We start from the raw sequence: 22462 nt of genomic DNA, 5'->3' as shown, positions 1-22462 counted from the left end.
TCCCCTCTTGAGCCGTGTTCCGAAGGCGGTCGCTCACGCGGCGACCGGCTCGGCGCTGTCCGCGGTGATGCCCTTGGTCTCGGCGATCACGTTCTTCAGCTTCTTGGACAGGGCCTCGTAGAACATGCTCAGCGGAAACTCGTCCGCAAGCACGTCGTCCACGAGCTTGCGCGGCGGCAGGCTCAGGTCGAGGGCCTCGGGGCCCTTGGCCCACTTGGAGCCGGGGTGCGGGGCGAGGTAGGTGGCGACCAGGTCGTAGCCGGCGAACCAGTGGACCAGCTTCGGGCGGTCGATGCCGTCCCGGTAGAGCTTCTCGATCTCGCCGCACAGCTGGTTGGTGACCTGCGGGGCACGCTCCCAGTCGATGGCGAGCTTGTTGTCGGTCCAGCGCACCACGTCGTGCTTGTGCAGGTAGGCGAAGAGCAGCTGGCCGCCGAGCCCGTCGTAGTTGCGCACCCGGTCGCCGGTGACCGGGAAGCGGAACATCCGGTCGAAGAGGACCGCGTACTGCACGTCGCGGGCCTGCGGGACGCCGTCGGCCGCCAGCTTCACGGCCTCCTTGAAGGCGGTGAGGTCGCAGCGCAGCTCCTCCAGGCCGTACATCCAGAACGGCTGGCGCTGCTTGATCATGAACGGGTCGAACGGCAGGTCGCCGTGGCTGTGGGTGCGGTCGTGGACCATGTCCCACAGCACGAAGGCCTCCTCGCAGCGCTTCTGGTCGTGGACCATGGCGGCGACGTCCTCGGGAAGTTCGAGGCCGAGGAGGTCCACCGCCGCGTCGGTGACCCGGCGGAACCGGGCGGCCTCGCGGTCGCAGAAGATGCCGCCCCAGGAGAATCGTTCCGGCGCCTGGCGCACGGCGATGGTCTCCGGGAAGAGGACGGCGGAGTTGGTGTCGTACCCGGCCGTGAAGTCCTCGAAGGTGATGCCGCAGAACAGCGGGTTGTCGTACCGGGTGCGCTCCAGCTCGGCCAGCCAGTCGGGCCAGACCATGCGCAGCGCGACCGCCTCCAGGTTGCGGTCCGGGTTGCCGTTCTGGGTGTACATCGGGAAGACGACCAGATGCTGGAGGCCGTGCGCGCGGCTCGCGGCGGGCTGGAAGGCCAGCAGCGAGTCGAGGAAGTCGGGCACCTGGAAGCCGCCGACGGCCCACCGCCGCAGGTCGGTCACCAGGGCGCGGTGGTAGTCGGCGTCGTGCGGAAGCAGCGGGGACAGCTCCTCGACGGCGGCGATCACCGTGTCCACGGCGCGTTCGGCGTCGGCGCGCGCGGGCGCGCCCTCGGCGTCGAAGTCGATCGACCCGTCCTTGGACTGCCATGGCCGGATCCGTTCCACGCCATCCTTGAGCATGGGCCACGCCGGGTGCTCGACCACCCTGGTCACGGGAGGAACCCGCTCCTCCGAACCCACCTGCACAAGAATTTCCGTCATGACCCATCCTCCACGGGTGTACCTCGCGTAAGGACACCGTATGCATACGGGCTTTCTCCCAGCAAGAGGGCCCTCAGGAAATTATCCTGCGGCACCGCATCTTCACCGCGCTTTTTCCTGTCTGAAACCGTGAAGGCGCTCACATTCGTCGCGATCAATGACGGAGCGTCAGCTGTTCCGCATCGCATGGATCCGGCCGGTCAATGCGCGGCGGGACGCGCCCACCCCCGGGTGACCTCCGACAGGGGCACGAGCCAGGCACCACGCGCCCGGCGCACCAATCCCCCGCGCACGCAGGGGGTTCATCACGACGGGCGGCCATTAGGCTGCGCCCAGCCGCGTGGACAGCGACGTCCCGTCGTACGGTCCGCGCGCGTGCATCCCCGCCGCCGTCGACGGAAGCGAGTTGAATCTTGAACTTCCTTACCATCGGTCACCGCGGAGTCATGGGCGTCGAGCCCGAGAACACCCTCCGTTCCTTCGTCGCCGCCCAGCAGGCCGGCCTCGACCTGATCGAACTCGATCTGCACCTCAGCAAGGACGGCGCCCTGGTCGTCATGCACGACGCGGAGGTCGACCGCACGACCGACGGCACCGGCCCGATCGCCGAGAAGACCCTGGAGGAGCTGCGCACCCTGGACGCGGGCCGCGGTGAGCGGGTGCCCGTCTTCGAGGAGGTCCTGGACGCGGTGCAGGCCCCGTTGCAGGCCGAGATCAAGGACGTGGCGGCGGCCCGCGCGCTGGCCCAGCTGATGCAGCGGCGGGACCTGGTGTCCCGGGTGGAGGTGTCGTCGTTCCACGACGAGGCCGTCGCCGAGATCGGCCGGCTGGTGCCGGGCGTACGGACCGCGCTGATCGCCAGCCGCTACGGCACCGACGTGGTGGAGCGGGCCCGGGAGGCGGGGGCGGCGACCCTCTGCCTGAACATCCGGCGGCTGACCCTGGAGGTCGTCGAGCTCGCCCGCAAGGCGGACCTGAAGGTGATCGGCTGGGTGGTGAACACCCAGGACGACCTGCGGCTGGTGCGCGCCCTCCAGCTGGACGGCGCGACGACCGACTACCCGGAGATCAAACGCACCGCCCGCTTCACCGCGTGAGCCGTCACACCAGAGGCTTGACCAGCAGCTCGAACTGCAGGTCGGCACGCTGGGGGATGCCGAAGCGCTCGTCACCGTACGGGAACGGCGTCATCTTTCCCGTACGGCGGTAGCCGCGCCGCTCGTACCACGCGATCAGGTCGTCGCGCACGGAGATCACCGTCATGTGCATCTCCGTGGCGCCCCAGTCCTCGCGGGCCCGGCGCTCCGCCTCGGCGATGACGACCTTGCCGAGGCCGGCGCCCTGGAGGGCGGGGCTGACCGCGAACATGCCGAAGTAGGCGTGGGTGCCGCGGTGCTCCAGCTGGCAGCAGGCGACCATCCGGCCGTCCCGCTCGACCGTGAGCAGCTTGCCGTCCGGCGCCTTGACGACCTCGAGGACGCCCTCCGGGTCGGTCCGCTGTCCCTCCAGGATGTCCGCCTCGGTCGTCCAGCCGGTCCGGCTCTCGTCGCCCCGGTACGCCGACTCGATCAGCGCGACCAGCGCGTCCACGTCGGCGTCGGTGGCGTCGCGGAAGGTCAGTGCGGTGACGGGGTTCTCCATGGGCGGTCTCTCCGATCTCGGGCAGCCTGAACCGCACCCGAGCCTATCGCCGCCCCTCACCGCCGACGGAGCGAGGCAGGGAGCGCACGGTCACCGGGTGGCGGGTGCCGGGTGGCGGCGTCGGGTGGGGTTACGCTCCGGTCGCATGGTGCACGTCGTGAGCAGTCGTACTCTTGTCCGCCCCAGCGACCCCGAGCGCTCCCGCGCCTTCTACGGGGAGCAGCTCGGCCTCGCCGTCTACCGCGAGTTCGGCACCGGCCCCGAGCGCGGCACGGTCTACTTCCTGGGTGGCGGCTTCCTGGAGGTCTCCGGCCGCGCGGACGTCCCCGCCGCCCCCGCCGTCCAGCTGTGGATGCAGGTCCCCGACGTCGGCGCGGCGCACGAGGAACTGGTGGCCAGGGGCGTCGAGATCGTCCGCCCGCCGGTGAAGGAGCCGTGGGGCCTGGTCGAGATGTGGCTCGCGGATCCGGACGGCATCAGGATCGTGCTGGTGGAGGTACCGGCCGACCATCCGATCCGGCACACCGGTCCGCGGGGCGTGGTGTTCGGCGTCCTGCGGCCGGATGAGGAAGGCTGAAGGGACGGGCTGAGGGCCCGGCTCAGGGGAAGGGCCCGGCCCTCCTGCCGTCAGGCTCGCAGAGCACCCATTCGGCCCTCCAGGCGTCCCAGCAACTCGGCCAGCAGGCCGGCCAGTTCGCCCTGTCCGGCGGGGGCGAGCACGGACAGCACCGCCGTCTCGTAGGCGAGTTGCTCGGGCAGGATGCCGTCGACCAGCTCGCGCCCGGCGTCGGTGAGACGGAGGTGGGCCACCCGCCGGTCCCGGGCGTCGCCGCGTCGCTCGACCAGGCCCCGCTCGGTCAGCTGCTTGAGGCGTTTGGTGACGGCGGCACCGGAGGAGAAGGTCTCCTTCGCCAGCTCGCTCGGGGTCAGTTCGTGGCCGGTGCGGCGCAGCGCTCCGAGCAGGTCGAACTCGGGTCGGCTGAGGCCCGCCCGGCGCAGCGGGGCGTCCTCCGCCTGCTGGAGAAGGGCGGCGCAGCGGTTGATCCGGCCGATGACCTCCATGGGTCCGGTGTCCAGCTGGGGATGGACGCTCCGCCACTGACGGACGACGGCGGCGACCGTGTCGTCTCTGCCCGGGCCTCCGTCCGCGTCGCCGCCGGCCGCCGGTCGTCCGCTGGTCGCCGTCATGGCCGTACGTCCTCCGTAGTCCTCGTGCCGTTCCAGGAGTGCGGTCCCTGGCGTCGTACCGTCGCGGCGAGCGTACGGTGTCCGGACTGCTCGGCGAGCACGACCCGCTCCTCGGGCAGTGCGCGCTGCCACCACTCGCCGGACGCGGCGTCGGCCACGGCGCGCAGCTCGGCGAGGGCGGCGGACAGGGTACGGCGGGCGGTCTCCAGGGCACGCGGGGCCGGGCGCTGCTCGGCCAGCAGCCGGGCGGCCTCCTCCCGGGCCCGTTCGACCGCGGTCAGGGCGTGTTCGATGCGGTCGCCGGCCCGCCGGTCGGTGACCACGACGGCGGCGGCGAAGCCGACGAGCGCACCGACCAGGGTGTCCAGGACCCGCTCGGTGATCAGCTGCCCGGAGTCCTGGGTGCGGGCGAACTCGGTGATGAGCAGCGCCATCGGGGTGACGCAGACGCTGCCGAGCCAGTAGTTGCGGCCGATCAGCGCCTCGGCACCGAAGTTGAAGGCGAGGCAGCTCAGCACCAGCACGGCCGGGTGCGGACGGGCGAGCGGCGCGACCGCGGCGAAGACCAGGACGCCGAGGAGGTTGCCGACGACGCGCTGGACGCCCCGGCTCCAGGTGAGGGTGGTGTTGGCCTGGTAGAGGGAGGCGGCGGTGACCAGCGCCCAGTAGGGGCGGCCGACGCCGAGGGCGAGGGAGGCGTATCCGGCGAGGGCGCAGCCGAGCGCGGTACGGGTGGCGAGTGGGGCGAGCGGGCGGAGCCGGTGCCACAGGGAGCGGTCCGGCAGGGCGCGTTCGGTGTCGACGCCGAGGAGTTCGTCGGCGGCGCCGGCCACCCGCGGGACGCGTCCGGTGCCGCGCAGCAGGTGTGCCCAGCCGCGCAGCCGCTCCGGGTCGGCGTCGGCCGGGGCGGCGAGGGCGACCTCGGCACGGACGACGAGGTGTTCGAGGGCACGGCGGGTGCGGTCGGGACGGGCGCCGGTGGCGAGCAGGGACTGCCAGGCGGCCTGCACGGCGGCCGCCGCGGCGGCCCGGGCCCGGGCGTGGCCCTCTCCGGTACCGCGGGTGCCGGCGTAGGCGGCGGTGGCGTGCAGCGCCCGGGCGGTGGCCCGGCGTTCGGGACCGTGCGGGCGCAGCAGCCCGGGCGCCATGCCGACCAGCCAGGCCCAGGCGCCCGCGAGCAGGGCGAGTCCGACGTGGCCGGGTACCTGGCCGAGAGCCTGCGGGGCGAACAGCCCGGCGGAGCTGATGAAGGTGAGGACCACGTTGCCGGGCGGGCCGACCCGGGTGGCGTCGCACAGCACCTTCTGCACGGCGGCCATCAGGGCGCCGACGGTGACCAGGGCGGCCGCGTTCGTGGTGAGCGAAGCCGCGAGCAGGGCGACGGCGAGGCCGCCGGTCATGCCGAGTACGACCAGGGCCAGGGTGCGGGCGCGGGCCGGGTAGGGACGGTTGTGGCCGTAGAGGGCGCACAGCGACCCGGCCATCGTGTACATCGCCAGGTCGAGGCGGCCGAGGGTCAGCAGGGTCAGGTTGGGCGGAGCGACCGCGGCGACCGCGCTGAGGGCGGGCTTGAACCAGATGTCGGAGGGCCGCCCGAGGCGCAGCGCACCGGCGAGGGGCAGACGGCGGGTGGTCGGGGTCGCAGTGCTCATACCCATCAATTTAGCATGTGTTTTACTGGTGAAATATTCTCGGACATGCCGCCGGGACGACCGCCGGATACCGTGCGAACACGCCACCCTCACCTGCTGTGCTCTACCGAGTGCTCCCCGTGTACATCTTTGCGCTCGCGTGCGCGCCGGGTGGGCGGGGCATCGCATCCATCGATGCGATGTCGAGCGGGGAGGCGCGCGTGCACGGACCGGCTTCGCCCGGCTGGCTGCTGGTCGCGCTGTGCGCGGCGACCGGGGCCTACTGCCTGCTGCGGATGCGCAGCAGCGTCGAGGAACAGCGGCGCGCCGCGGGCGGCGAGGCGCTGATGGGGTTCGGCATGGCCGCGATGGCCGTACCCGCGACCGTCTTCACCCCACCGGTCTGGGCATGGCCGCTGTACGCGACGGTGTTCGGCGCCGCCGCGGCGCGCGCCCTGTTCAGCGCCCGCGACAGCCTGCACCATCTCCACCACCTGGTGGGGACGGTGGCGATGGTCTACATGGCGGCGGCGATGGCGGCCTCTCCCGGCGCTCATCACCACGGCGGCGCTGGAGTACCGGCGGTGACCGGGCTGCTGCTCGTCTACTTCACCGGCTATGTCCTGCTGTCCGGGGCCCGGCTGGTTCCGGTCGCGGTCGCCGCGGCCGGGAGCGGGACGGCCGGCTGGGGCGACCGGCCCGAACTGGCCCGGGCCTGCCGGTTGTCGATGGGAATCGGCATGGTCGCGATGCTGCTGGGACTGTGAGCGGGTGACGGCACCCGGAGCGCACACGTTGCCTGCGTCACTTTGGCGCAACGGGCTGTACCCCTCGGTGGCACCCCGCTCATAGGCTGCCGACCATGATGGTCCCCGTGGCACTGCTGCTGCTCGGCGCCCTGACGGCCGTGGCCGGCCCCCGGCTGCTCGCCCGGGCCGACTGGACGGACCGGGAGCCGGTCGTCGCCCTGTGGGTGTGGCAGTGCGTGGTGGCGGCCGTACTGCTGTGCTGTGCGCTGTCGATGACGCTGAGCGCGGCGGCGGCCTGGCAGGCGGCGCGGGGGCGGCTGTTCGCGAACGCCCCGAGCGGGGTGGCGGACGCCTACCCGCTCACCGCGAGCGGCCCCTGGGCGGCGGTGACCGCGCTGACACTCGCCTGCGCCGGGCTGTGGAGCGGCGCGATGCTGGTGCGCGAGATCTCGGGCGCCAGGGCCCGGCGCCGGCAGCGGCGGGCCGAACTCCTCGCCCGCGCACCGCTGTTGCCCGGTGAGGAGAGGTCCACCGACCGCCTGGTCGTCCTGGAGGGTGACCGCTCCGACGCCTGGTGGCTGCCCGGCGCACCGCCTCGACTCGTGGTGACCACGGCCGCGTTGCGACGGCTGAAGGGCGGCCGGCTGGACGCGGTCCTCGCCCACGAACAGGGGCACGCCCAGGCCCGGCACGACTGGCTGCTGCACTGTTCGGCCGCGCTGGCGGGCGGGTTTCCGCAGATCCCGGTGTTCGCCGCGTTCCGCGACGAGATGCACCGGCTGGTCGAACTGGCCGCCGACGACATGGCCTCCCGGCGCCACGGCCGCCTCACCACCGCGCTCGCCCTGGTCGAACTCAACGAGGACCGGGGCGTGTTCGGTCCCGGACCGGCCTCGCACGCGCATGTCCCGCAGCGCGTCGACCGGTTGCTCACCGCCCCGGACCGGCTCCCGGCCCGGCACCGGCTGCGGCTGACCGCGACCGCGGCCCTTGTTCCGGCGGTCCCGGTACTGGTGGCGCTCGTGCCCGGACTGCGCGCGCTCGGGTAAAGCCTTGTCGACATGGGGAATTGCCCTGCGGGCAATGATTCGGCAAAGATCACGTCATGCGCCCCCCGCCCAGCGACCGTCCCGCCCCGCTTCTCACGACCGCCGTCCTCGCCCTCTCCTCGGCGCTGCTGCTCGCCCTCGTCGCCGGCGAGTGGCCCCCGCTGGTCGCACTGGACGAGGACATCGCCGGCACGACCCACCGCTGGGCCGTCGCGGACCACGGCACCACCCAGGTGCTGCGCATCCTCACGGACTGGGTCTGGGACCCGCTGACCATGCGCCTGCTGTGCGCGGGGGTCGCGGTGTGGCTGGTGTGGCGGCACTCGGCATGGTGGACCGCCCTGTGGCTGGCCGTGACGTGCGCGCTGGGCACCGTCGCCCAGCAGTCCCTGAAGGCCGCCGTCGACCGCCCGCGTCCGGAGTGGCACGACCCGGTCGCGTCCGCCCACTACGCGGCGTTCCCCTCGGGGCACACCATGACGGCCACCGTGGTCTGCGGCCTGCTGCTGTGGCTGCTGCACCGCTGCGGCACCGGCCGGGCACTGCGGCGCACGGCCCTGCTCGGGGCCGGTGTCTCGATCGTCGGCGTCGGCCTGACCCGGGTGTGGCTCGGCGTCCACTGGCCCTCGGACGTCCTGGGCGGCTGGCTGCTCGGGGCCCTGGTGGTGGCGCTGGCGGTGGTGGCGTACGAGTGGGAGCGCGACGGCCGTCGACGCTCCCACTAACGTACGGCCCCTTTCAGGGCCCTGCCGCCGGTCCCGCTGCCGACGATCGGCGGCCTGGCGGTCGGCCCTCGGCCCTCGGCAGCAGGGCGTCCACACCGCAGGAGGCGCAGGCGCGGGCGCGGGGAGCGGACCGGGCGGCCGGGACCGTGGCGGCGGCGCGGATCCCCAGGGGACGCTCCTCACCGGCGACTTCGCCGTCAGACGCGGCCGGCCGGCCGTCACGTTCCACTGCGCCCCGCTCCCCGCCGAGCCGGGACGGAGCACCTCCCGGGCGGCAGTCCGCGCCGGACGGCGGCCCGGGTAAAGTCCGGTCCATGGCTGCCGTGCTCTTCGACTTCTCCGGGACGCTCTTCCGTATCGAGTCCACCGAATCCTGGCTGCGGGCGGTGCTCGCCGAGACCGGGGCCGGTACGGCGCCCGGGGCGCGGCTCACCGAAGCGGAGCTGGCCGTGACCGCACGGGCGCTCGAGGTGGCCGGAGCGCAGCCCGGCGGGGCGAACCCGGTGGAGCTGCCCGCGGAACTCGCCGAGGTGTGGGAGGTGCGCGACCGGAGCGCGGAGCAGCACCGGGCCGCGTACACCGGGCTCTCCCGCCGGGTGCCGCTGCCGGATCCGGCCCTGCACGAGGCTCTGTACCGGCGGCACATGGTCCCGGACGCCTGGGCACCGTACCCGGATGCCGCCGAGGTGCTGCGGACGCTGCGCGCACAGGGGATCGGGGTCGGCGTGGTCAGCAACATCGGCTGGGACCTGCGCCCGGTCTTCCGCGCCCACGGTCTCGACGCGTTCGTGGACACGTACGTCCTGTCGTACGAGCACGGTGTGCAGAAGCCCGATCCGCGGCTCTTCGCGGTCGCCCTGGAGGCGCTCGGGGCCGCGCCCGCCGAGACGCTGATGGTCGGGGACAGCAGGCCCGCCGACGGCGGCGCGGCGGCGCTGGGCTGCCGGGTGCACTTCGTGGACCATCTGCCGGTGACCGAACGTCCGGACGCGCTGCTGCCGGTGCTCGACCTGGTGGGCGTGGCCCGCCGACCGGTAACGCCCACACAGGCCTGACCTGTGTGAGCCGTCCGCCCGAGACGCTCCCCCGTGTCGTCCCGGACGGACGGCAGCACTGAACAGGCCCCGCGCAAGGCGGTGCCCACTGCGTCGATTATAGTTGGCTGGCAGCCAGTCAACGCAGGAGCTCCAGCATGTCCCCTCGCAGCGCCTCGGTCAATGAAGAGTTGCGCAGGCGTTCCCGGGAGCGGCTGCTGCAGGCCGCGGTCGAGCTGGTCGACGAGCACGGTTTCGAGGCCACCACGCTGGGCGCCATCGCCGACCGGGCCGGATCGGCGCGCGGACTGGTGTCGTACTACTTCCCCGGCAAGCGCCAGCTGGTGCAGTCGGCCGTGCACCGGCTGATGCACCGCACGCTGGAGGAGGGACTGGAGCGCGAGCCGCACACGGAGGACGGCCGGGAGCGGCTGGCCCGCGCCATCGACGCCATCCTGGGTCTCACGCGCGACAGGCCGGTGCTGATGCGCCAGCACATGGCCGGCCTGCTCCAGGCGGAGGGCTTCGTGCAGTGCCCCGAGCAGCGCCGGCTGTCGGAGCTGCTCGGCGACACCGTCGCCCGCTACGGCTCGCCCGACGTCACGGCCGACTACCCGATGCTGCGCGCGCTACTGATGGGGGCGGTGTACGCGGCGCTGGTGCCGGGGGTACCGATGCCGGTCCCGGTGCTGCGGGCGGAGTTGTTCGAGCGCTACGGGCTCGACTGGGAGCTGGGCGTCCCCCCGGAGTCCGCGCCCGCGACAGAGCCGCAGGACCTGTCGCGGTTCTTCGCCACGGAGGACCGGTCCGGGTCCATGTGACCGGCGCGGTCAGCGTCGTGCGTGACGCGGTGTCAGAAAGCCCGCGTCACGCGCCTGGGCGATGAGCCGGAGCGACCGCCGGCGGCTGTGCCCGGTCGCCCGCATCACGGCGAGGACGGGGTCGGCACCCTCCTCCTGCGCGGCCCGGTACTCCTGGGCGACCAGCCACCGCCCCTCGATGCCCCGTGGCCAGGCGGGCCGGGCGCGTCGCGGACCGGCGGCACCCTCCGCGCCTTCACCGCCCTCCGTCCGCTCCGCTCCCTCGGCGCCTTCCGGACCCGCCGAACCGTCGTCGAGATCCTCGGCCGCGGGCTCCTCGTCCGCGTACGACTCCATCCCGCACGCCCTGAACAGCGGCTCCTCGATCCAGTCGGCGAGCACCGTCAGATCGGCCAGGGACAGCGCGGGCTGCGCCTTGACGTCCTCGATCGACACCCGTCCCCCGGCCACCACGGCGAGGGCCTCCACCTGAGCGCCGTCCCCGAAGGCCAGCCGGACCTGGAACCAGGACGTGGCCCCCGTGTGCTCCTGCACCTCCCAGGCCGGCGTCACGGACACCGTGCCGTCCTCCGCACGCCGATCAGAAAGATTAAGAAAGGATGCTTCTAGCACACACGAAACGTAACCGCATGATCACATCTCGTACGGCCGGACACGCTTCCGCTTCACCCCAGCGGCCCCTGTCGAGGCGGACGTACCGGTGGGATGCTGGAGCCACCAGCCCCTCGGGCAAGGAGTCCCCCGTGTTGCGTGTCGCCGTCGTCGGCTCCGGGCCCAGCGGGTGCTACACCGCCCAGAGCCTCGTCCAGCTCGACCCCACGGTGGTCGTGGACGTCCTGGACCGGCTGCCGTGCCCGTACGGGCTGGTGCGCTACGGCGTCGCCCCGGACCACGAGAAGATCAAGTCGCTGCAGGGCAACCTGCGCACGGTCCTCGAACACGAGCGGGTGCGGTTCCTCGGCGGGGTCCGGATCGGCGGCGGTCCCGGCGAACTCCCGGTGGAGCGGCTGCGCGAGCTGTACCACGCGGTGGTGTACTGCGTGGGCGCCGCCGGTGACCGGCGCCTGGGCATCCCGGGCGAGGAGCTGCCGGGCAGTTGGTCGGCGACCGAGTTCGTGTCCTGGTACAGCGCGCATCCGGACGCGATCGACGCCGGTTTCGTGCGCGACGCCCGCTCGGCGGTGGTCATCGGCGTCGGCAATGTCGCGGTGGACGTGGCCCGGATGCTGGCCCGGGGCGTGGCGGAACTGAGCCCGACCGACATGCCGCAGGCGGCGCTGACCGCGCTGGCGGCGAGCCGCATAAGAGAGGTCCATGTGGTGGGCCGGCGCGGGCCCTCCCAAGCCCGTTTCACCACCAAGGAACTGCGCGAGCTCGCTGCTCTGCCGGACACCGAAGTCCGCGTGGATCCGCATGAGTTGGCGCTCGACCCGGCCTACGCGGACCCGTCCGCGCTGCCTGCCGCGCAGCGCCGCAACGTGGAGGTGCTGCGCGGCTGGGACGGGGCCGGCGCCCGGGGTGCGCGGCGCCGCATCTGGCTCCGGTTCTTCCTGCGCCCGGTCGAACTGCTCGCGGACGGCGGGCGGGTGAGCGCGGTGCGCTTCGAACGGACGGAGCCGGACGAGTTCGGCGGGGTGCGGGGCACCGGCCGGTACGAGACCCTCGACGCGCAGTTGGTGCTGCGGTCGGTGGGCTATCGCGGGGTACCGCTGGCCGGGCTCCCGTTCGACGCGGGGACGGGCACGGTGCCGCACGCGGCCGGCCGGGTCCTGCACGGTCGCGCCGGTGCGCCCGGTGACTACGTGGCCGGCTGGATCAAGCGCGGCCCGACCGGCGTCATCGGCACCAACCGGCCCGACGCCAAGGAGACGGTGACCTCGCTCCTGGCGGACGCGCCCGTGCTGCTCGGCCGGGCGGTGCCGGAGGATCCGGTCGCCGCGCTGCGCTCGCTGGGCGTCCGGCCGGTCGAGTGGCCGGGGTGGCAGGCGATCGAACGGGCGGAGGCGGCGCTCGGTGCCCGCCTCGGCCGCGGGGTGGTCAAGCTGGCCGACTGGGACGCCCTGCTGACGGCGGCGCGCTCGGGGGCGTAGCGCGTCGAGCGCGATCAGGTGGGCAGGACATGTACCGGCAACACCACGGCAATCAACAAACTGTTCAAGCCGCTTACGGTCTCGTCCTGACCGGATGTCGTCCCGCCGCCGCCCTGGAGTGCTCGTGTCCACCACCGCCGCCCCCGCCCCCGTCCATCCCGTCGACGAGGTGCCACCCGTACGGCACCTGGCCGCGTTCGGCCTGCAGCACGTGCTCGCGATGTACGCGGGCGCCGTCGCCGTCCCGCTGATCGTGGGCGGTGCGATGAAGCTGTCGGCCGCCGACCTGGCGTATCTGATCACCGCCGACCTGCTGGTGTGCGGGGTGGCGACGCTCATCCAGTGCGTCGGCTTCTGGCGCTTCGGCGTCCGGCTGCCGATCATGCAGGGCTGCACGTTCGCCGCGGTGTCGCCGATGGTCCTGATCGGCACCACGGGCGGCGGCCTGCCCGCGATCTACGGCTCGGTGATCGTCTCGGGTCTGGCGATCATGCTCCTGGCCCCGGTCTTCGGAAAGCTGCTGCGCTTCTTCCCGCCGCTGGTCACCGGCACGGTGATCCTGATCATCGGGCTCTCGCTGCTGCCGGTGGCGGGCAACTGGGCGGCGGGCGGCGCCGGTGCGAAGGACTTCGGCGAACCGAAGAACCTGGCGCTGGCCGCCTTCGTGCTCGCGGTGGTGATCGGCGTGCGGCGGTTCGCCCCGGTGTACCTCGCCCGGATCGCGGTCCTGGTCGGGATCGCGGTCGGCCTCGCGGTGGCGGTGCCCTTCGGGTTCACGGACTTCGGCGGGGTCGGCGACGCGGACTGGCTGGGCATCAGCACGCCGTTCCACTTCGGTACGCCGACGTTCAGGGCGTCCGCGATCGTCTCCATGCTGGTGGTGGCCCTGGTCACCATGACGGAGACGACCGGTGACCTGATCGCGGTCGGCGAGATGACCGGCCGCAGGGTCGAGCCGCGCTCCCTGTCCGACGGTCTGCGTGCCGACGGTCTCTCAACCGTCCTGGGCGGGGTCTTCAACACGTTCCCGTACACGGCGTTCGCGCAGAACGTGGGGCTGGTCGGCATGACCCGGGTGCGCAGCCGCTGGGTGGTCGCGGCGGCCGGCGGCATGCTGGTGCTGCTCGGTCTGCTGCCCAAACTGGGCGCGGTGGTCGCGGCCGTACCGGCCCCGGTGCTCGGCGGCGCCGGCCTGGTGATGTTCGGGACGGTCGCGGCGAGCGGCCTGCGTACGCTGGCGACCGTGGACTTCCGCGGCAACGACAACCTGACGGTGGTGGCCGTCTCGGTGGCGGTCGGACTGCTGCCGGTGGGGGTGCCGACGGTCTACGAGAAGTTCCCCGACTGGTTCCAGACGGTGATGAACAGCGGTATCAGCGCGGGCTGTCTGACCGCGATCGTCCTGAACCTGCTCTTCAACCACCTGCCGGCGAAAGCGGATCCGGCACCGAGGAGCGTGCCGTCCGGAGCCGAACCCGTCTGATCGGCTCGCGCCGGCGAGGGGTACACGACCTCGGCGGTCACCTGCAAGTGAGCCCGGGCGGCGGGGCCTTCGCCACTCATCCGGTGCCGGCCGCGTCCCGGGTGGTTCGCGTGCGCCGTGGAGCGGGGATGAACCAGGAGACCGGGGGACGGAGTCGGGCATGGCGGCAGGGAACGCAGAGAACATCGACGAGGTCGTGGACAGGCTCGCCGGGATCGTGGGGGAGGCCGCCCGCGCCGGTGACCGGGTCGGGTACTTCGCGGCGCTGTACCGCCAGGTGACCGTCGAGGTCCGGACGGCCATCCACGGCGGGCTCTTCGACGACGGCCCCCGCATGGACCGTTTCGACACCCACTTCGGCAACCGCTACTTCGAGGCGTACGACGCCTGGCGCCGCGACGACGGCGGGCCGCGCTGCTGGCGCGAGGCGTTCGGGCTGCTGGAGGACGCCGACACCGTCATCGTGCAGCATCTGGTGCTCGGCGTGAACGCCCACATCAACCTCGACCTGGCCGTCGCCGCCGCGCGGACCAGCCCGGGCCCGGCCGTCCAGGAGTTGCGGCACGACTTCCTGCTGATCAACGACATCCTGGCGCGGGTGGTGCTGGCGGTGCAGGATTCAGTCGACGCCCTCTCGCCGTTCATGTCACTGCTCGACCGGGTCGGTGGCCGTACCGACGAACGGATCCTCGACTTCAGTGTCCGGCAGTCCCGCGAGGAGGCCTGGTACAACGCCGTCCTGCTGGCCGGCCAGAGCGAAGCGGAACGCGAGGCCACCATCGAGCGGCTCGACGTGCGGGCCGCCGTGCTCGCGCGGTTGATCGCCCGGCCGGGCGGCCTCCTGCGGCCGGCTCTGGAACTGATCCGGCGCACCGAGAACGGTGACGCGCGCGCCGTCATCACCCGTCTGGACAACGCCATGGAGCAGGCCGCCGCCCACCCGGGGACGGGGTGAGTCCGGCCGGGCGGGCGAGGCCCTTCCGCACACCCGGTCCGTCAGGTCGGAGTGCCGGGCACCGGCGGCTGGTCGGGCCAGGCGACCGCGTACCGGGGATCGCCGCCGCGGCTCAGCCGTACGAAGCGCAGGAGTTCGCGGACGACGCCCGCGTTGCCCATCGCCCAGCCGGTGCGCGGTTCGAGGTCGCCGGGGACGGGCCGGTGTTGGACGTTGGACCAGCGAGCGCCGTCCTCGTCCCGGATCGCGCGGGCGGCGAGGTCCGCGACGAGCACGTGGGCGAACTCGTAGGGGTCCTGCCGTTCGGCGATCCGGTCGCAGGCCAGGGCGAGGACGCCCGCGGTGCCGCAGCAGCGGCCGTTGTTGTCCCAGAAGCCGGGGCGCAGCCGCTGGGGCAGGCCGGAGCGGGTGACCGTGTGCCAGCAGCGGTCGGCGAGGTCGGTCCAGACCGGGTCGGCGGTGACGTCCCGCAGCAGCCGGAAGGCCTGGGCGTCGCCGGCCGGGCCGTGGCACCAGCCGTAGCTGACGGGATCGACCACGTCGGGGCGGTACTGGGGGGTGGAGTGCGGCACCAGGAAGCCCACGGGCCCCGCCCGGTCCCGCGCCACCACGTCCGCGGCACCGGCCAGGGCCAGTTCGACCAGGTCCGTGCGGCCCGTGGCTCCGCCGACCCGGGCCAGCGCCAGGACGATCCCGAGCGTGCCGTGCGACACGTGGTGCAGACGGGATTCGACACCCGTGCGGTGAGGCCACTGGACGCCCGCCGGCGTCGGCTCCGCCGTCCGCAGGTACGGCTCCACGGCCAGGACGGCCAGTTCGGGGTCTCCGGCCGCGAGTGCGCCGAGGCCGATCCCCGCGTTGCCGCCCATCAGCTCGAACAGGACCCCCCACCGGGTGCCGTCGAAGCGTGACCGCACGACCGCCAGCGCCCGGTCGGCCGCGGCACCGGCGGCCTGGTCGCCGAGAGCTTCCTGAAGCTCCCTCAGGACCAGCGCCATTCCGGTGCGGCCGAAGTACAGGGAGTCGTCGTCGACGCCGGCGACGGCGTCCGCGAGGCCGCGGCCCGCGCGCAGGGCGGTGTCGGCGTAGGAGTCGTCGCCGAAGTGGCGCCATGCCTCCAGGAGCACCGGGACCTGCCCGGCCGTACCGCTGTAGAACGCCGGGGCGACGTCGCTGTCAGAGCGGCGGTTCGGCCAGCCGAGGCCCCCCGCGGTGGTCTCCCGCGCGGACCCGGTCAGCCACCGCAGTCCGGCGGCCGCGAGCGCCTCGGCTTCGCCGGCCACCGCCGCCGTGTCCCGTGCTGCCGTCATGGGACCACTCTCGCATGATCGTCCGGACTCGCCCAGGGAGATTCCCGTGCCGCCGCACTCCGGTCCCGGGCCCCTCACGGGCGGTCCGGCGCCCGCCGGGGTCAGCCGGCTTCGCCCGACGTCACCCGCCCTCGGCCGGCTCGCCCAGTTCCGCGCGGTAGGCCGCGTAGGCGCCGCGCAGGTCGTCGCCCGGCCAGTCGGCGGGCAGGAGTTCCGGGGGCAGGACGGGGTCTTTCAGCAGGTGCCGTACGGCCGCCGCGAAGACCGTGAAGCGGTCCGGCGGGCGGTGGGCCTCGGCCGCGCGGCTCAGCAGGGCGCGGGCGGTAGCCGCCCAGGTGGTCAACGGCCAGAGCTCGGCGGCGAGTTCGGATGCGGGGCGGGACGGGCGGGCCGTGCAGGGCTCGGTGATCTCCAGCACGTCGGCGGGCAGCGGGCGGACCAGGTTCGCCGGGCGGAGCCAGACGCCCTCACGGAGTTCGGCCAGGCGGAGAAAGGCCAGGCGGGTGCGCAGGTCCGCGCGTTCGGCGGGGCCGCGGCCCGTGGTCGTGATGATCAGCATCTCCCAGTCGCCCTGCCAGGCGCGCGTGCGGGGCCGCACCGCCTCGTCCTGGCGCCGCTGGCGGGCCAGCAGTCGGTCGCTGAGGCCGTAGACGGCGTCGTCGGTGCGGCGCAGGTCGCCGGCGGCCGTCATCCGGCTGAGCGCGGCCCGGAGCGCGGAGCCGCCGACCCCGAACGGCTCCACGAGCCGGAGCAGGTCCTTCACCGGCAGCCGCGGCGGATGCGTGCCCAGCAGCAGGCTCAGCACGACCGACCGGGCGGACAGCGGCCGCAGACCCGCGCCGTCGGGCTCGGCGGACACGTTCATACGCATGGTCACGTACTCTACGTGCGGCGCCATATTGCAGTATTGCTACAGCCGTAGCGAGAGTGCAACATGGAGTCATGGACTCGACCGCCGCGCTCCCTCAGCCGCAGTACGCCACCCACGACGTCACCAATCAGCCGCCGCCGCTCGCTCCGTACGACGCCTCCGACGACCCGGCCCTGCTCGAAGGGCTGCGCCGGGAGGGCGCCGAGTGGGCCGAGCAGGGGATCCGGCGGCTGGGGGCGCGGGCCGGGAGCGCGGAGGCGCAGGAGTGGGGGGAGCTGGCCAACCGGCACGAGCCGGAGCTGCGCAGCCACGACCGGTACGGCAACCGGGTCGACGAGGTCGACTTCCACCCCAGCTGGCACCACCTGATGCGGACGGCCGTGACCGAGGGCCTGGCGGGGGCGGCCTGGGCGGACGACCGCCCCGGCGCCCATGTCGCGCGGACGGCCGGCGGACTGGTGTGGGGACACACCGACTCCGGCCACGGCTGCCCCGTCTCGATGACCTATGCGGCCGTACCCGCGCTGCGCGCCACACCGGAACTGGCCAAGGTGTACGAGCCGCTGCTGACCAGCCGGGAGTACGACCCCGGGCTGCGGGTCCCGGCCGAGAAGCCGGGGCTGCTCGCCGGGATGGGGATGACCGAGAAGCAGGGCGGTTCGGACGTCCGGACGAACACCACGGCCGCCACGCCCACCGCCGAGCCGGGCGTCTACACCCTGCGCGGGCACAAGTGGTTCACCTCGGCGCCGATGTGCGACGTCTTCCTGGTGCTGGCCCAGGCCCCGGGCGGGCTGTCGTGCTTCCTCGTGCCGCGGGTGCTGCCCGACGGCAGCCGTAACGCGTTCCGTATCCAGCGGCTCAAGGACAAACTCGGAAACCGGTCCAACGCGTCCTCGGAACCGGAGTTCGACGGAACCGTGGCCTGGCTCGTCGGGGCCGAGGGGCGGGGCGTGAAGACCATCATCGAGATGGTCAACTGCACCCGGCTGGACTGCGTGATGAACTCGGCGACCCTGATGCGCAAGACGCTCGTGGAGGCCGGTCATCATGTGCGCCACCGCGGCGCGTTCGGCGCGCGGCTCGTCGACCAGCCGCTGATGCGCAACGTCCTGGCCGACCTGGCGCTGGAGTCGGAGGCCGCGACCACGCTCACGCTGCGGCTGGCCGGTGCCGCCGACCGCGCGGTGCGCGGGGACGCACAGGAGCGGGCCTTCCGGCGGATCGCGACCGCCGTCGGCAAGTACTGGGTCACCAAGCGCGGCCCGGCGTTCACCGCCGAGGCCCTGGAGTGCCTGGGCGGCAACGGCTACGTCGAGGACTCCGGCATGCCCCGCCACTACCGCGAGGCACCCCTGCTGTCGATCTGGGAGGGCTCGGGCAACGTCAACGCGCTCGACGTGCTGCGGGCGCTGGCCCGTGAACCCGGCGCCGCCGACGCCCTGTTCGGGGAGCTCGCGCTCGCGCGCGGGGCGGACGCCCGGCTGGATGCCACCGTGACCCGGCTGAAGGCCGAGTTGGCGGAAACCGATCAGGCGGGCGCCCGCCGGCTGGTCGAGCGGATGGCGCTGGCCCTCCAGGCCTCGTTGCTGGTCCGGTACGCCCCGACCGCCGTCGCGGAGGCCTTCTGCGCGACCCGGCTCGGTGGCGACTGGGGGTACGCGTTCGGCACGCTGCCCGTCGGCACGGGGATCGACGCGATCCTGGAGCGGGCGCTGCCTGGCGCGAACTGATCCCCCCGGGGGCCGTGGCTGGCCGGTGACCGTCGACGGATCGCACACAGTCGTCGTCCGATTCCGCATCGTTGTCAGTGCCGTGGTGCAAACTCCTGAGCAGGTGCTACTCGCCCGGGGAGGACAACGTGTTCACGGGGATCGACGAGGTCGACTGGGCCTCGCTGCGGCACGCGTACGGCAGCGCGGAGGACGTGCCCGGTCTGCTGCGCGCACTGGCCTCGCCGGACGCCGCCGAGCGGGAGGTCGCGCTGGACGGGATGTACGGCTCGGTGCACCACCAGGGGAACGTGTACGACTCGACGCTCGCCTGCGTTCCGTTCCTCTTCGCGCTCGCCACCCGCGCGGAGGTACCGGACCGGGGCGCCATAGTCGAACTGCTGGTCAGCATCGGGACGGAGAGCGCCGGCCCGCCCGCCCAGGCCGCGGTGCGGGCCGGTGCCGAGGCCTTCGTGCCGCTGGCCGACGATCCGTGCCCGGGGGTACGGCGGGCGGCCACGCCCGCGCTGGTCCGGTTCCTGGACGAACCCGCTCGGGTGCTGGAGCTGCTGCGCCGGCGGATCACGATGGAGCGGGACGAACAGGTGCTGCCGGCCCTGACCGCGTCCCTCGGCCTGTTCGCGCGACGCCATCCCGCCGACGCGGCCGGGGCGGTGGAGCTGCTGGCCGCGCAGAGCGAGCCACCGCACTCGCCGGGGACGCGGCTCGCCGCGCTCGGCCAGCTGGCCCTCGGCGCACCGGAGCGACTGCCCGCCGATCTGGTGCCGACGGCGGTCCGGCTGCTCCGCGAGCGGTCCGGGCGGCGCGCCACGGGTCCGGACCGGACGGACCCGCACACGCTGGTCGGCCGGATACGGCGGCTGAGGCCCTCGGACGAGGAGGGCTCCTCGCTGCTGCGCACCCTCCACCGGGGGCTGGACGACCGGGTGGCCGAGCGGATCGCCCTGCTCGTGGGCCAGTTGGGCAGTCCGGACGCCATGGACCGGTGCAACGCGGTGCGTATGTCGGCCGGGCTGTTCCGGGAGTGGCGGGCGGACTTCAGCGTGCCCGTCTCCCTGATCGGCACCCAACTGGGCTGCGAGGAAGACCAGTTGCGTGATGCCGCGGTCTCGGTGCTCGCCGAGCTGTTCGAGCTGGCCGCGCCCGCCGCCGACGAGCTGCACGCACTGGTGATCGCGCGGCCCGACCTGTGGGTACGGACCTGGGAGCGGGGCAGGCCCTCGCTGGGCGGACCGCTCAAGGCGCTGGCCAGAAGCGGTGATCCGCGAGCGGTCCCGGTCCTGGCGCAGTCACTGGCGGGCCCGGCGGCCCCCGCCGGCCTGGGCTTCGAGGTGGTCCGGCTGGGCCCGGCCGCCGCTCCGCTCGCCCCCGCACTGCGCCGCCGGCTGGGCCGGATACCGCTGGACTCCCCCGAGGCCGCCGAACTGGCCGCTCCGCTGCTGGCGGCCCTGACCGCCCTCAGGGATCCGGCGGCGGTGCCCGAGGTGCTGCGCCTGCTGCGCGGCGCACCGGACGGGCTCGGGGCGCGGGAGGCCCTCGTCGGACAGGCCGTGCGCACACTCGACGCCCTGGGTGCATCGGCCCGGGCGGCGTCGCCGCTCCTGCGCAGGCTCCTCGACACCCGGCACGCGCCGCTGGCGGCGGGCGCCCTGTGGTCGGCGGAGGGCGACGCGGGCGCCGTACTTCCGCCGCTGTTGCGGGAGTTGACGCACGGTCGCAGTCGCAGCGCCCGGACGGCGGCCGAGCAGCTGGGGCGGCTCGGGGCCGCCGCCGGCGACGCACTGCCCGCGCTGCGCAGGCTGGCCGGATCGGGCCGGGTGTGGGAGCGGACGGCGGCGGCGCAGGCCTGCTGGCGGATCGACGGGGACCCGGATCCGGTGCTGCCGGTGCTGAAGGCCGCCTGGTCGGAGAACCCGTACACGCGCGCCACGATCGCCGGCTGCCTGGCGGAGATGGGCCCTGCGGGTGCGCCGCTGCGCGACCTGCTGACGGCCGAACTCGCCACCGCCCGGCGGCACACGGCCCGCCCCGGCGGATACGGCAGCCACGACATCGCCCGGGACGAACAGCTGCTCGCCGACTGCCGGAGGGCACTGGCCGGTCAGTGACCTCGAAGCCACCGGGACGGCCCGGTTCAGCCGATCGTCCGGCCCCACTGCGGGCCGAGCCGCGACCACTCGGCGTCCCAGCGGTCCATCCGCCTCCGCTCCAGCCGGCCGCGCGCCACGAGCCCGGCGACGAACGGGACGGCCGCCGCGCTCAGCCCGACCAGACCGCCGATCAGCGCGGACCGGACGTGGGCCTCGGACGCGGTGACGGGCCGGGTGACGAGACGCCCCTGGGGGTCCGTCCAGACGGGGACCGGGGTGCCGACCTTGCTGCCCGCCGCGACCCGCGCCTGGCCGGTGTGCGCGGAGCCGTCGGCGACGGTCCAGCCCACCCTCGCCCAGACCCGTTCGCCGCCGGAGGACGGGGACTTGGGCGCGGACCCTCCTGGGGCCCTGTCCATGACGTGGGCCACGACCGGGTGCCATTCGGCGCGTTCACGGGCCAGACCGTCGTCGACCGACCGGGCCGCCGCGAGCCCGCCGAGCACTCCGGCCACCAGGGTGAACAGCCAGGCGCCGAGCAGCACCCAGGCCTCGAGCGTGTCGCCGGGACGCTTCAGCGGGTTGCGCCGCCAGCGCCACAACCAGACCTTCGGACCACGGAACGCCTTCAAAGGCATCCTCCTCACGCGCGCACGGAAAGCCCGGACCGCCCTCCCATACGGGAGCGGCCGCCAGGTTGCTCACGGCGAACCTCCGAGTCGACGGTCGCACGACCGAGCCCGCCCGCGCAGGCGTCTTTCCGAACGAGTCCCGCCACCTTGTCCGAACGGGCCGGCACGGCGGCTCCGACCTGACCCGGCGGAGGGCCGAAGGCCGCGGTTCCTGTCGTACGAGCCGACGGTCCGGTCATCCTCGGCCGTCCCGCGACCGCGGCTTGATCACCGACCCGTGTACGGCAGTAGGGTGACGCCGTGGCACCACGACCCTTGCATGAAATCGTCGAACCGGGCTGGGCGAAAGCCCTGGAACCCGTGGCCGGGAAGATCGCCGCGATGGGCGACTTCCTGCGCACGGAGATCGCCGCGGGACGCACCTACCTCCCGGCCGGGCCGAACGTGCTGCGGGCCTTCCAGCAGCCCTTCGACGACGTTCGCGTCCTGATCGTCGGTCAGGACCCGTATCCCACTCCGGGGCACGCGGTGGGCCTGTCGTTCTCGGTCGCGCCCGAGGTACGCCCGCTGCCGGGCAGCCTGATCAACATCTTCCGGGAGCTGAACACCGACCTCGGCCTGCCCCAGCCGTCCAGCGGCGACCTCACCCCCTGGACCCGGCAGGGCGTCCTGCTGCTCAACAGGGCGCTCACGACGGCTCCGCGCAGCCCGGCCGCGCACCGGGGCAAGGGCTGGGAGGAGGTCACCGAGCAGGCGATCCGGGCGCTGGCCGGGCGCGGCAAGCCGCTGGTGTCCGTCCTGTGGGGCCGGGACGCCCGCAACCTCCGTCCGTTGCTCGGCCAGTTGCCGGCCGTGGAGTCCGCGCACCCCTCGCCCATGTCGGCGGACCGCGGCTTCTTCGGCTCCCGCCCGTTCAGCCGGGCCAACGACCTGCTGATCCAGCAGGGGGGACAGCCGGTGGACTGGCGCCTGCCGTGAGGCACCTCCCATGAGGCACCTCCTATGACGAAGGGAGCGGCGCCGCGCGCC

General features: G+C 73.6%; 21 protein-coding genes. 13 read left to right on the top strand and 8 right to left on the bottom strand.

Going from position 1 to position 22462, the window contains the following annotated elements:
• Positions 1 to 33: 33 nt before the first annotated feature.
• Positions 34 to 1431: a DUF6421 family protein gene (locus tag ACFXI4_RS25955; RefSeq protein WP_384995139.1), complete on the bottom strand. Its 1398-nt coding sequence runs from the start codon at positions 1429 to 1431 to the stop codon at positions 34 to 36.
• A 413-nt stretch (positions 1432 to 1844) separates the two neighbouring features.
• Between ACFXI4_RS25955 and ACFXI4_RS25950 the strand changes: the two genes are divergently transcribed.
• The gene (locus ACFXI4_RS25950; protein ID WP_362724871.1) at positions 1845 to 2528 is read left to right on the top strand and encodes a glycerophosphodiester phosphodiesterase family protein; all 684 of its coding nucleotides are present in this window, start codon (positions 1845 to 1847) and stop codon (positions 2526 to 2528) included.
• A 4-nt stretch (positions 2529 to 2532) separates the two neighbouring features.
• Here the strand turns inward: ACFXI4_RS25950 and ACFXI4_RS25945 are convergent, their stop codons facing one another.
• Complete coding sequence (locus ACFXI4_RS25945) at positions 2533 to 3072, bottom strand: GNAT family N-acetyltransferase (RefSeq protein ID WP_384995136.1); 540 nt, start codon at positions 3070 to 3072, stop codon at positions 2533 to 2535.
• A gap of 145 nt (positions 3073 to 3217) precedes the next feature.
• Between ACFXI4_RS25945 and ACFXI4_RS25940 the strand changes: the two genes are divergently transcribed.
• On the top strand, positions 3218 to 3649 hold the full coding sequence (locus tag ACFXI4_RS25940; RefSeq protein ID WP_384995133.1) for a VOC family protein: 432 nt from the start codon (positions 3218 to 3220) through the stop codon (positions 3647 to 3649).
• A 50-nt stretch (positions 3650 to 3699) separates the two neighbouring features.
• Here the strand turns inward: ACFXI4_RS25940 and ACFXI4_RS25935 are convergent, their stop codons facing one another.
• Both ACFXI4_RS25935 and ACFXI4_RS25930 read right to left on the bottom strand, forming a co-directional pair.
• Positions 3700 to 4260: a MarR family winged helix-turn-helix transcriptional regulator gene (locus ACFXI4_RS25935; RefSeq protein WP_384995131.1), complete on the bottom strand. Its 561-nt coding sequence runs from the start codon at positions 4258 to 4260 to the stop codon at positions 3700 to 3702.
• A complete protein-coding gene (locus ACFXI4_RS25930; RefSeq protein WP_384995129.1) occupies positions 4257 to 5912 on the bottom strand; it encodes an FUSC family protein in 1656 nt (551 codons plus the stop codon). Before ACFXI4_RS25930 ends, ACFXI4_RS25935 begins: the two co-directional genes overlap by 4 nt.
• A gap of 200 nt (positions 5913 to 6112) precedes the next feature.
• Between ACFXI4_RS25930 and ACFXI4_RS25925 the strand changes: the two genes are divergently transcribed.
• From ACFXI4_RS25925 to ACFXI4_RS25905, 5 genes are all read left to right on the top strand, one after another.
• Positions 6113 to 6658, top strand: a complete 546-nt coding sequence (locus tag ACFXI4_RS25925) for a DUF5134 domain-containing protein (RefSeq protein ID WP_384995126.1) — start codon at positions 6113 to 6115, stop codon at positions 6656 to 6658.
• Positions 6659 to 6753: 95 nt separating this feature from the next.
• On the top strand, positions 6754 to 7689 hold the full coding sequence (locus tag ACFXI4_RS25920) for a M56 family metallopeptidase (protein WP_384995123.1): 936 nt from the start codon (positions 6754 to 6756) through the stop codon (positions 7687 to 7689).
• Positions 7690 to 7745: 56 nt separating this feature from the next.
• Entirely contained in the window at positions 7746 to 8414 is a 669-nt protein-coding gene (locus ACFXI4_RS25915; RefSeq protein WP_384995121.1) for a phosphatase PAP2 family protein, read from the top strand.
• Between the two features lie 314 nt (positions 8415 to 8728).
• Positions 8729 to 9469, top strand: a complete 741-nt coding sequence (locus ACFXI4_RS25910; RefSeq protein WP_384995118.1) for an HAD family hydrolase — start codon at positions 8729 to 8731, stop codon at positions 9467 to 9469.
• Positions 9470 to 9606: 137 nt separating this feature from the next.
• Positions 9607 to 10269 carry a TetR/AcrR family transcriptional regulator gene (locus tag ACFXI4_RS25905; RefSeq protein ID WP_384995115.1) on the top strand — a complete coding sequence of 221 codons (663 nt, stop codon included), beginning with the start codon at positions 9607 to 9609 and terminating at the stop codon, positions 10267 to 10269.
• Between the two features lie 9 nt (positions 10270 to 10278).
• Here the strand turns inward: ACFXI4_RS25905 and ACFXI4_RS25900 are convergent, their stop codons facing one another.
• On the bottom strand, positions 10279 to 10827 hold the full coding sequence (locus ACFXI4_RS25900; protein WP_384995112.1) for a DUF6214 family protein: 549 nt from the start codon (positions 10825 to 10827) through the stop codon (positions 10279 to 10281).
• A gap of 185 nt (positions 10828 to 11012) precedes the next feature.
• Between ACFXI4_RS25900 and ACFXI4_RS25895 the strand changes: the two genes are divergently transcribed.
• From ACFXI4_RS25895 to ACFXI4_RS25885, 3 genes are all read left to right on the top strand, one after another.
• Positions 11013 to 12359, top strand: coding sequence for an FAD-dependent oxidoreductase (locus ACFXI4_RS25895; RefSeq protein ID WP_384995110.1), 1347 nt, complete (start codon positions 11013 to 11015; stop codon positions 12357 to 12359).
• A 124-nt stretch (positions 12360 to 12483) separates the two neighbouring features.
• Complete coding sequence (locus tag ACFXI4_RS25890) at positions 12484 to 13842, top strand: nucleobase:cation symporter-2 family protein (protein ID WP_384995107.1); 1359 nt, start codon at positions 12484 to 12486, stop codon at positions 13840 to 13842.
• Between the two features lie 160 nt (positions 13843 to 14002).
• On the top strand, positions 14003 to 14797 hold the full coding sequence (locus ACFXI4_RS25885) for a DUF5995 family protein (protein ID WP_384995104.1): 795 nt from the start codon (positions 14003 to 14005) through the stop codon (positions 14795 to 14797).
• 41 nt (positions 14798 to 14838) lie between these two features.
• On the opposite strand, the gene ACFXI4_RS25880 is transcribed toward ACFXI4_RS25885, so the two are convergent.
• Together ACFXI4_RS25880 and ACFXI4_RS25875 are read right to left on the bottom strand one after the other, a co-directional pair.
• The gene (locus tag ACFXI4_RS25880; RefSeq protein ID WP_384995101.1) at positions 14839 to 16107 is read right to left on the bottom strand and encodes a lanthionine synthetase LanC family protein; all 1269 of its coding nucleotides are present in this window, start codon (positions 16105 to 16107) and stop codon (positions 14839 to 14841) included.
• Between the two features lie 121 nt (positions 16108 to 16228).
• Positions 16229 to 16978: a PaaX family transcriptional regulator C-terminal domain-containing protein gene (locus ACFXI4_RS25875; protein WP_384995098.1), complete on the bottom strand. Its 750-nt coding sequence runs from the start codon at positions 16976 to 16978 to the stop codon at positions 16229 to 16231.
• A gap of 71 nt (positions 16979 to 17049) precedes the next feature.
• On the opposite strand from ACFXI4_RS25875, the gene ACFXI4_RS25870 reads away from it, so the two are divergent.
• Together ACFXI4_RS25870 and ACFXI4_RS25865 are read left to right on the top strand one after the other, a co-directional pair.
• Entirely contained in the window at positions 17050 to 18711 is a 1662-nt protein-coding gene (locus ACFXI4_RS25870; protein ID WP_384995096.1) for an acyl-CoA dehydrogenase family protein, read from the top strand.
• Positions 18712 to 18839: 128 nt separating this feature from the next.
• Complete coding sequence (locus ACFXI4_RS25865; protein WP_384995093.1) at positions 18840 to 20819, top strand: HEAT repeat domain-containing protein; 1980 nt, start codon at positions 18840 to 18842, stop codon at positions 20817 to 20819.
• 26 nt (positions 20820 to 20845) lie between these two features.
• Here the strand turns inward: ACFXI4_RS25865 and ACFXI4_RS25860 are convergent, their stop codons facing one another.
• Entirely contained in the window at positions 20846 to 21439 is a 594-nt protein-coding gene (locus ACFXI4_RS25860) for a hypothetical protein (RefSeq protein ID WP_384995091.1), read from the bottom strand.
• A gap of 294 nt (positions 21440 to 21733) precedes the next feature.
• Between ACFXI4_RS25860 and ACFXI4_RS25855 the strand changes: the two genes are divergently transcribed.
• Entirely contained in the window at positions 21734 to 22411 is a 678-nt protein-coding gene (locus ACFXI4_RS25855; RefSeq protein ID WP_384995088.1) for a uracil-DNA glycosylase, read from the top strand.
• Positions 22412 to 22462: the final 51 nt, after the last annotated feature.

Origin of the sequence: Streptomyces sp. NPDC059224, assembly GCF_042754285.1 — a bacterium.
Classification (GTDB): domain Bacteria; phylum Actinomycetota; class Actinomycetes; order Streptomycetales; family Streptomycetaceae; genus Streptomyces.
This window is presented reverse-complemented; position numbering and strand designations above follow the sequence as displayed.

Excerpts from the sequence above, each read along its gene's own strand:
- ACFXI4_RS25955 (WP_384995139.1), bottom strand. The coding sequence starts at position 1,431 with ATGACGGAAATTCTTGTGCAGGTGGGTTCGGAGGAGCGGGTTCCTCCC.
- ACFXI4_RS25945 (WP_384995136.1), bottom strand. The coding sequence starts at position 3,072 with ATGGAGAACCCCGTCACCGCACTGACCTTCCGCGACGCCACCGACGCC.
- ACFXI4_RS25940 (WP_384995133.1), top strand. The coding sequence starts at position 3,218 with ATGGTGCACGTCGTGAGCAGTCGTACTCTTGTCCGCCCCAGCGACCCC.
- ACFXI4_RS25935 (WP_384995131.1), bottom strand. The coding sequence starts at position 4,260 with ATGACGGCGACCAGCGGACGACCGGCGGCCGGCGGCGACGCGGACGGA.
- ACFXI4_RS25930 (WP_384995129.1), bottom strand. The coding sequence starts at position 5,912 with ATGAGCACTGCGACCCCGACCACCCGCCGTCTGCCCCTCGCCGGTGCG.
- ACFXI4_RS25920 (WP_384995123.1), top strand. The coding sequence starts at position 6,754 with ATGATGGTCCCCGTGGCACTGCTGCTGCTCGGCGCCCTGACGGCCGTG.
- ACFXI4_RS25915 (WP_384995121.1), top strand. The coding sequence starts at position 7,746 with ATGCGCCCCCCGCCCAGCGACCGTCCCGCCCCGCTTCTCACGACCGCC.
- ACFXI4_RS25910 (WP_384995118.1), top strand. The coding sequence starts at position 8,729 with ATGGCTGCCGTGCTCTTCGACTTCTCCGGGACGCTCTTCCGTATCGAG.
- ACFXI4_RS25905 (WP_384995115.1), top strand. The coding sequence starts at position 9,607 with ATGTCCCCTCGCAGCGCCTCGGTCAATGAAGAGTTGCGCAGGCGTTCC.
- ACFXI4_RS25885 (WP_384995104.1), top strand. The coding sequence starts at position 14,003 with ATGGCGGCAGGGAACGCAGAGAACATCGACGAGGTCGTGGACAGGCTC.
- ACFXI4_RS25880 (WP_384995101.1), bottom strand. The coding sequence starts at position 16,107 with ATGACGGCAGCACGGGACACGGCGGCGGTGGCCGGCGAAGCCGAGGCG.
- ACFXI4_RS25875 (WP_384995098.1), bottom strand. The coding sequence starts at position 16,978 with ATGCGTATGAACGTGTCCGCCGAGCCCGACGGCGCGGGTCTGCGGCCG.
- ACFXI4_RS25870 (WP_384995096.1), top strand. The coding sequence starts at position 17,050 with ATGGACTCGACCGCCGCGCTCCCTCAGCCGCAGTACGCCACCCACGAC.
- ACFXI4_RS25860 (WP_384995091.1), bottom strand. The coding sequence starts at position 21,439 with ATGCCTTTGAAGGCGTTCCGTGGTCCGAAGGTCTGGTTGTGGCGCTGG.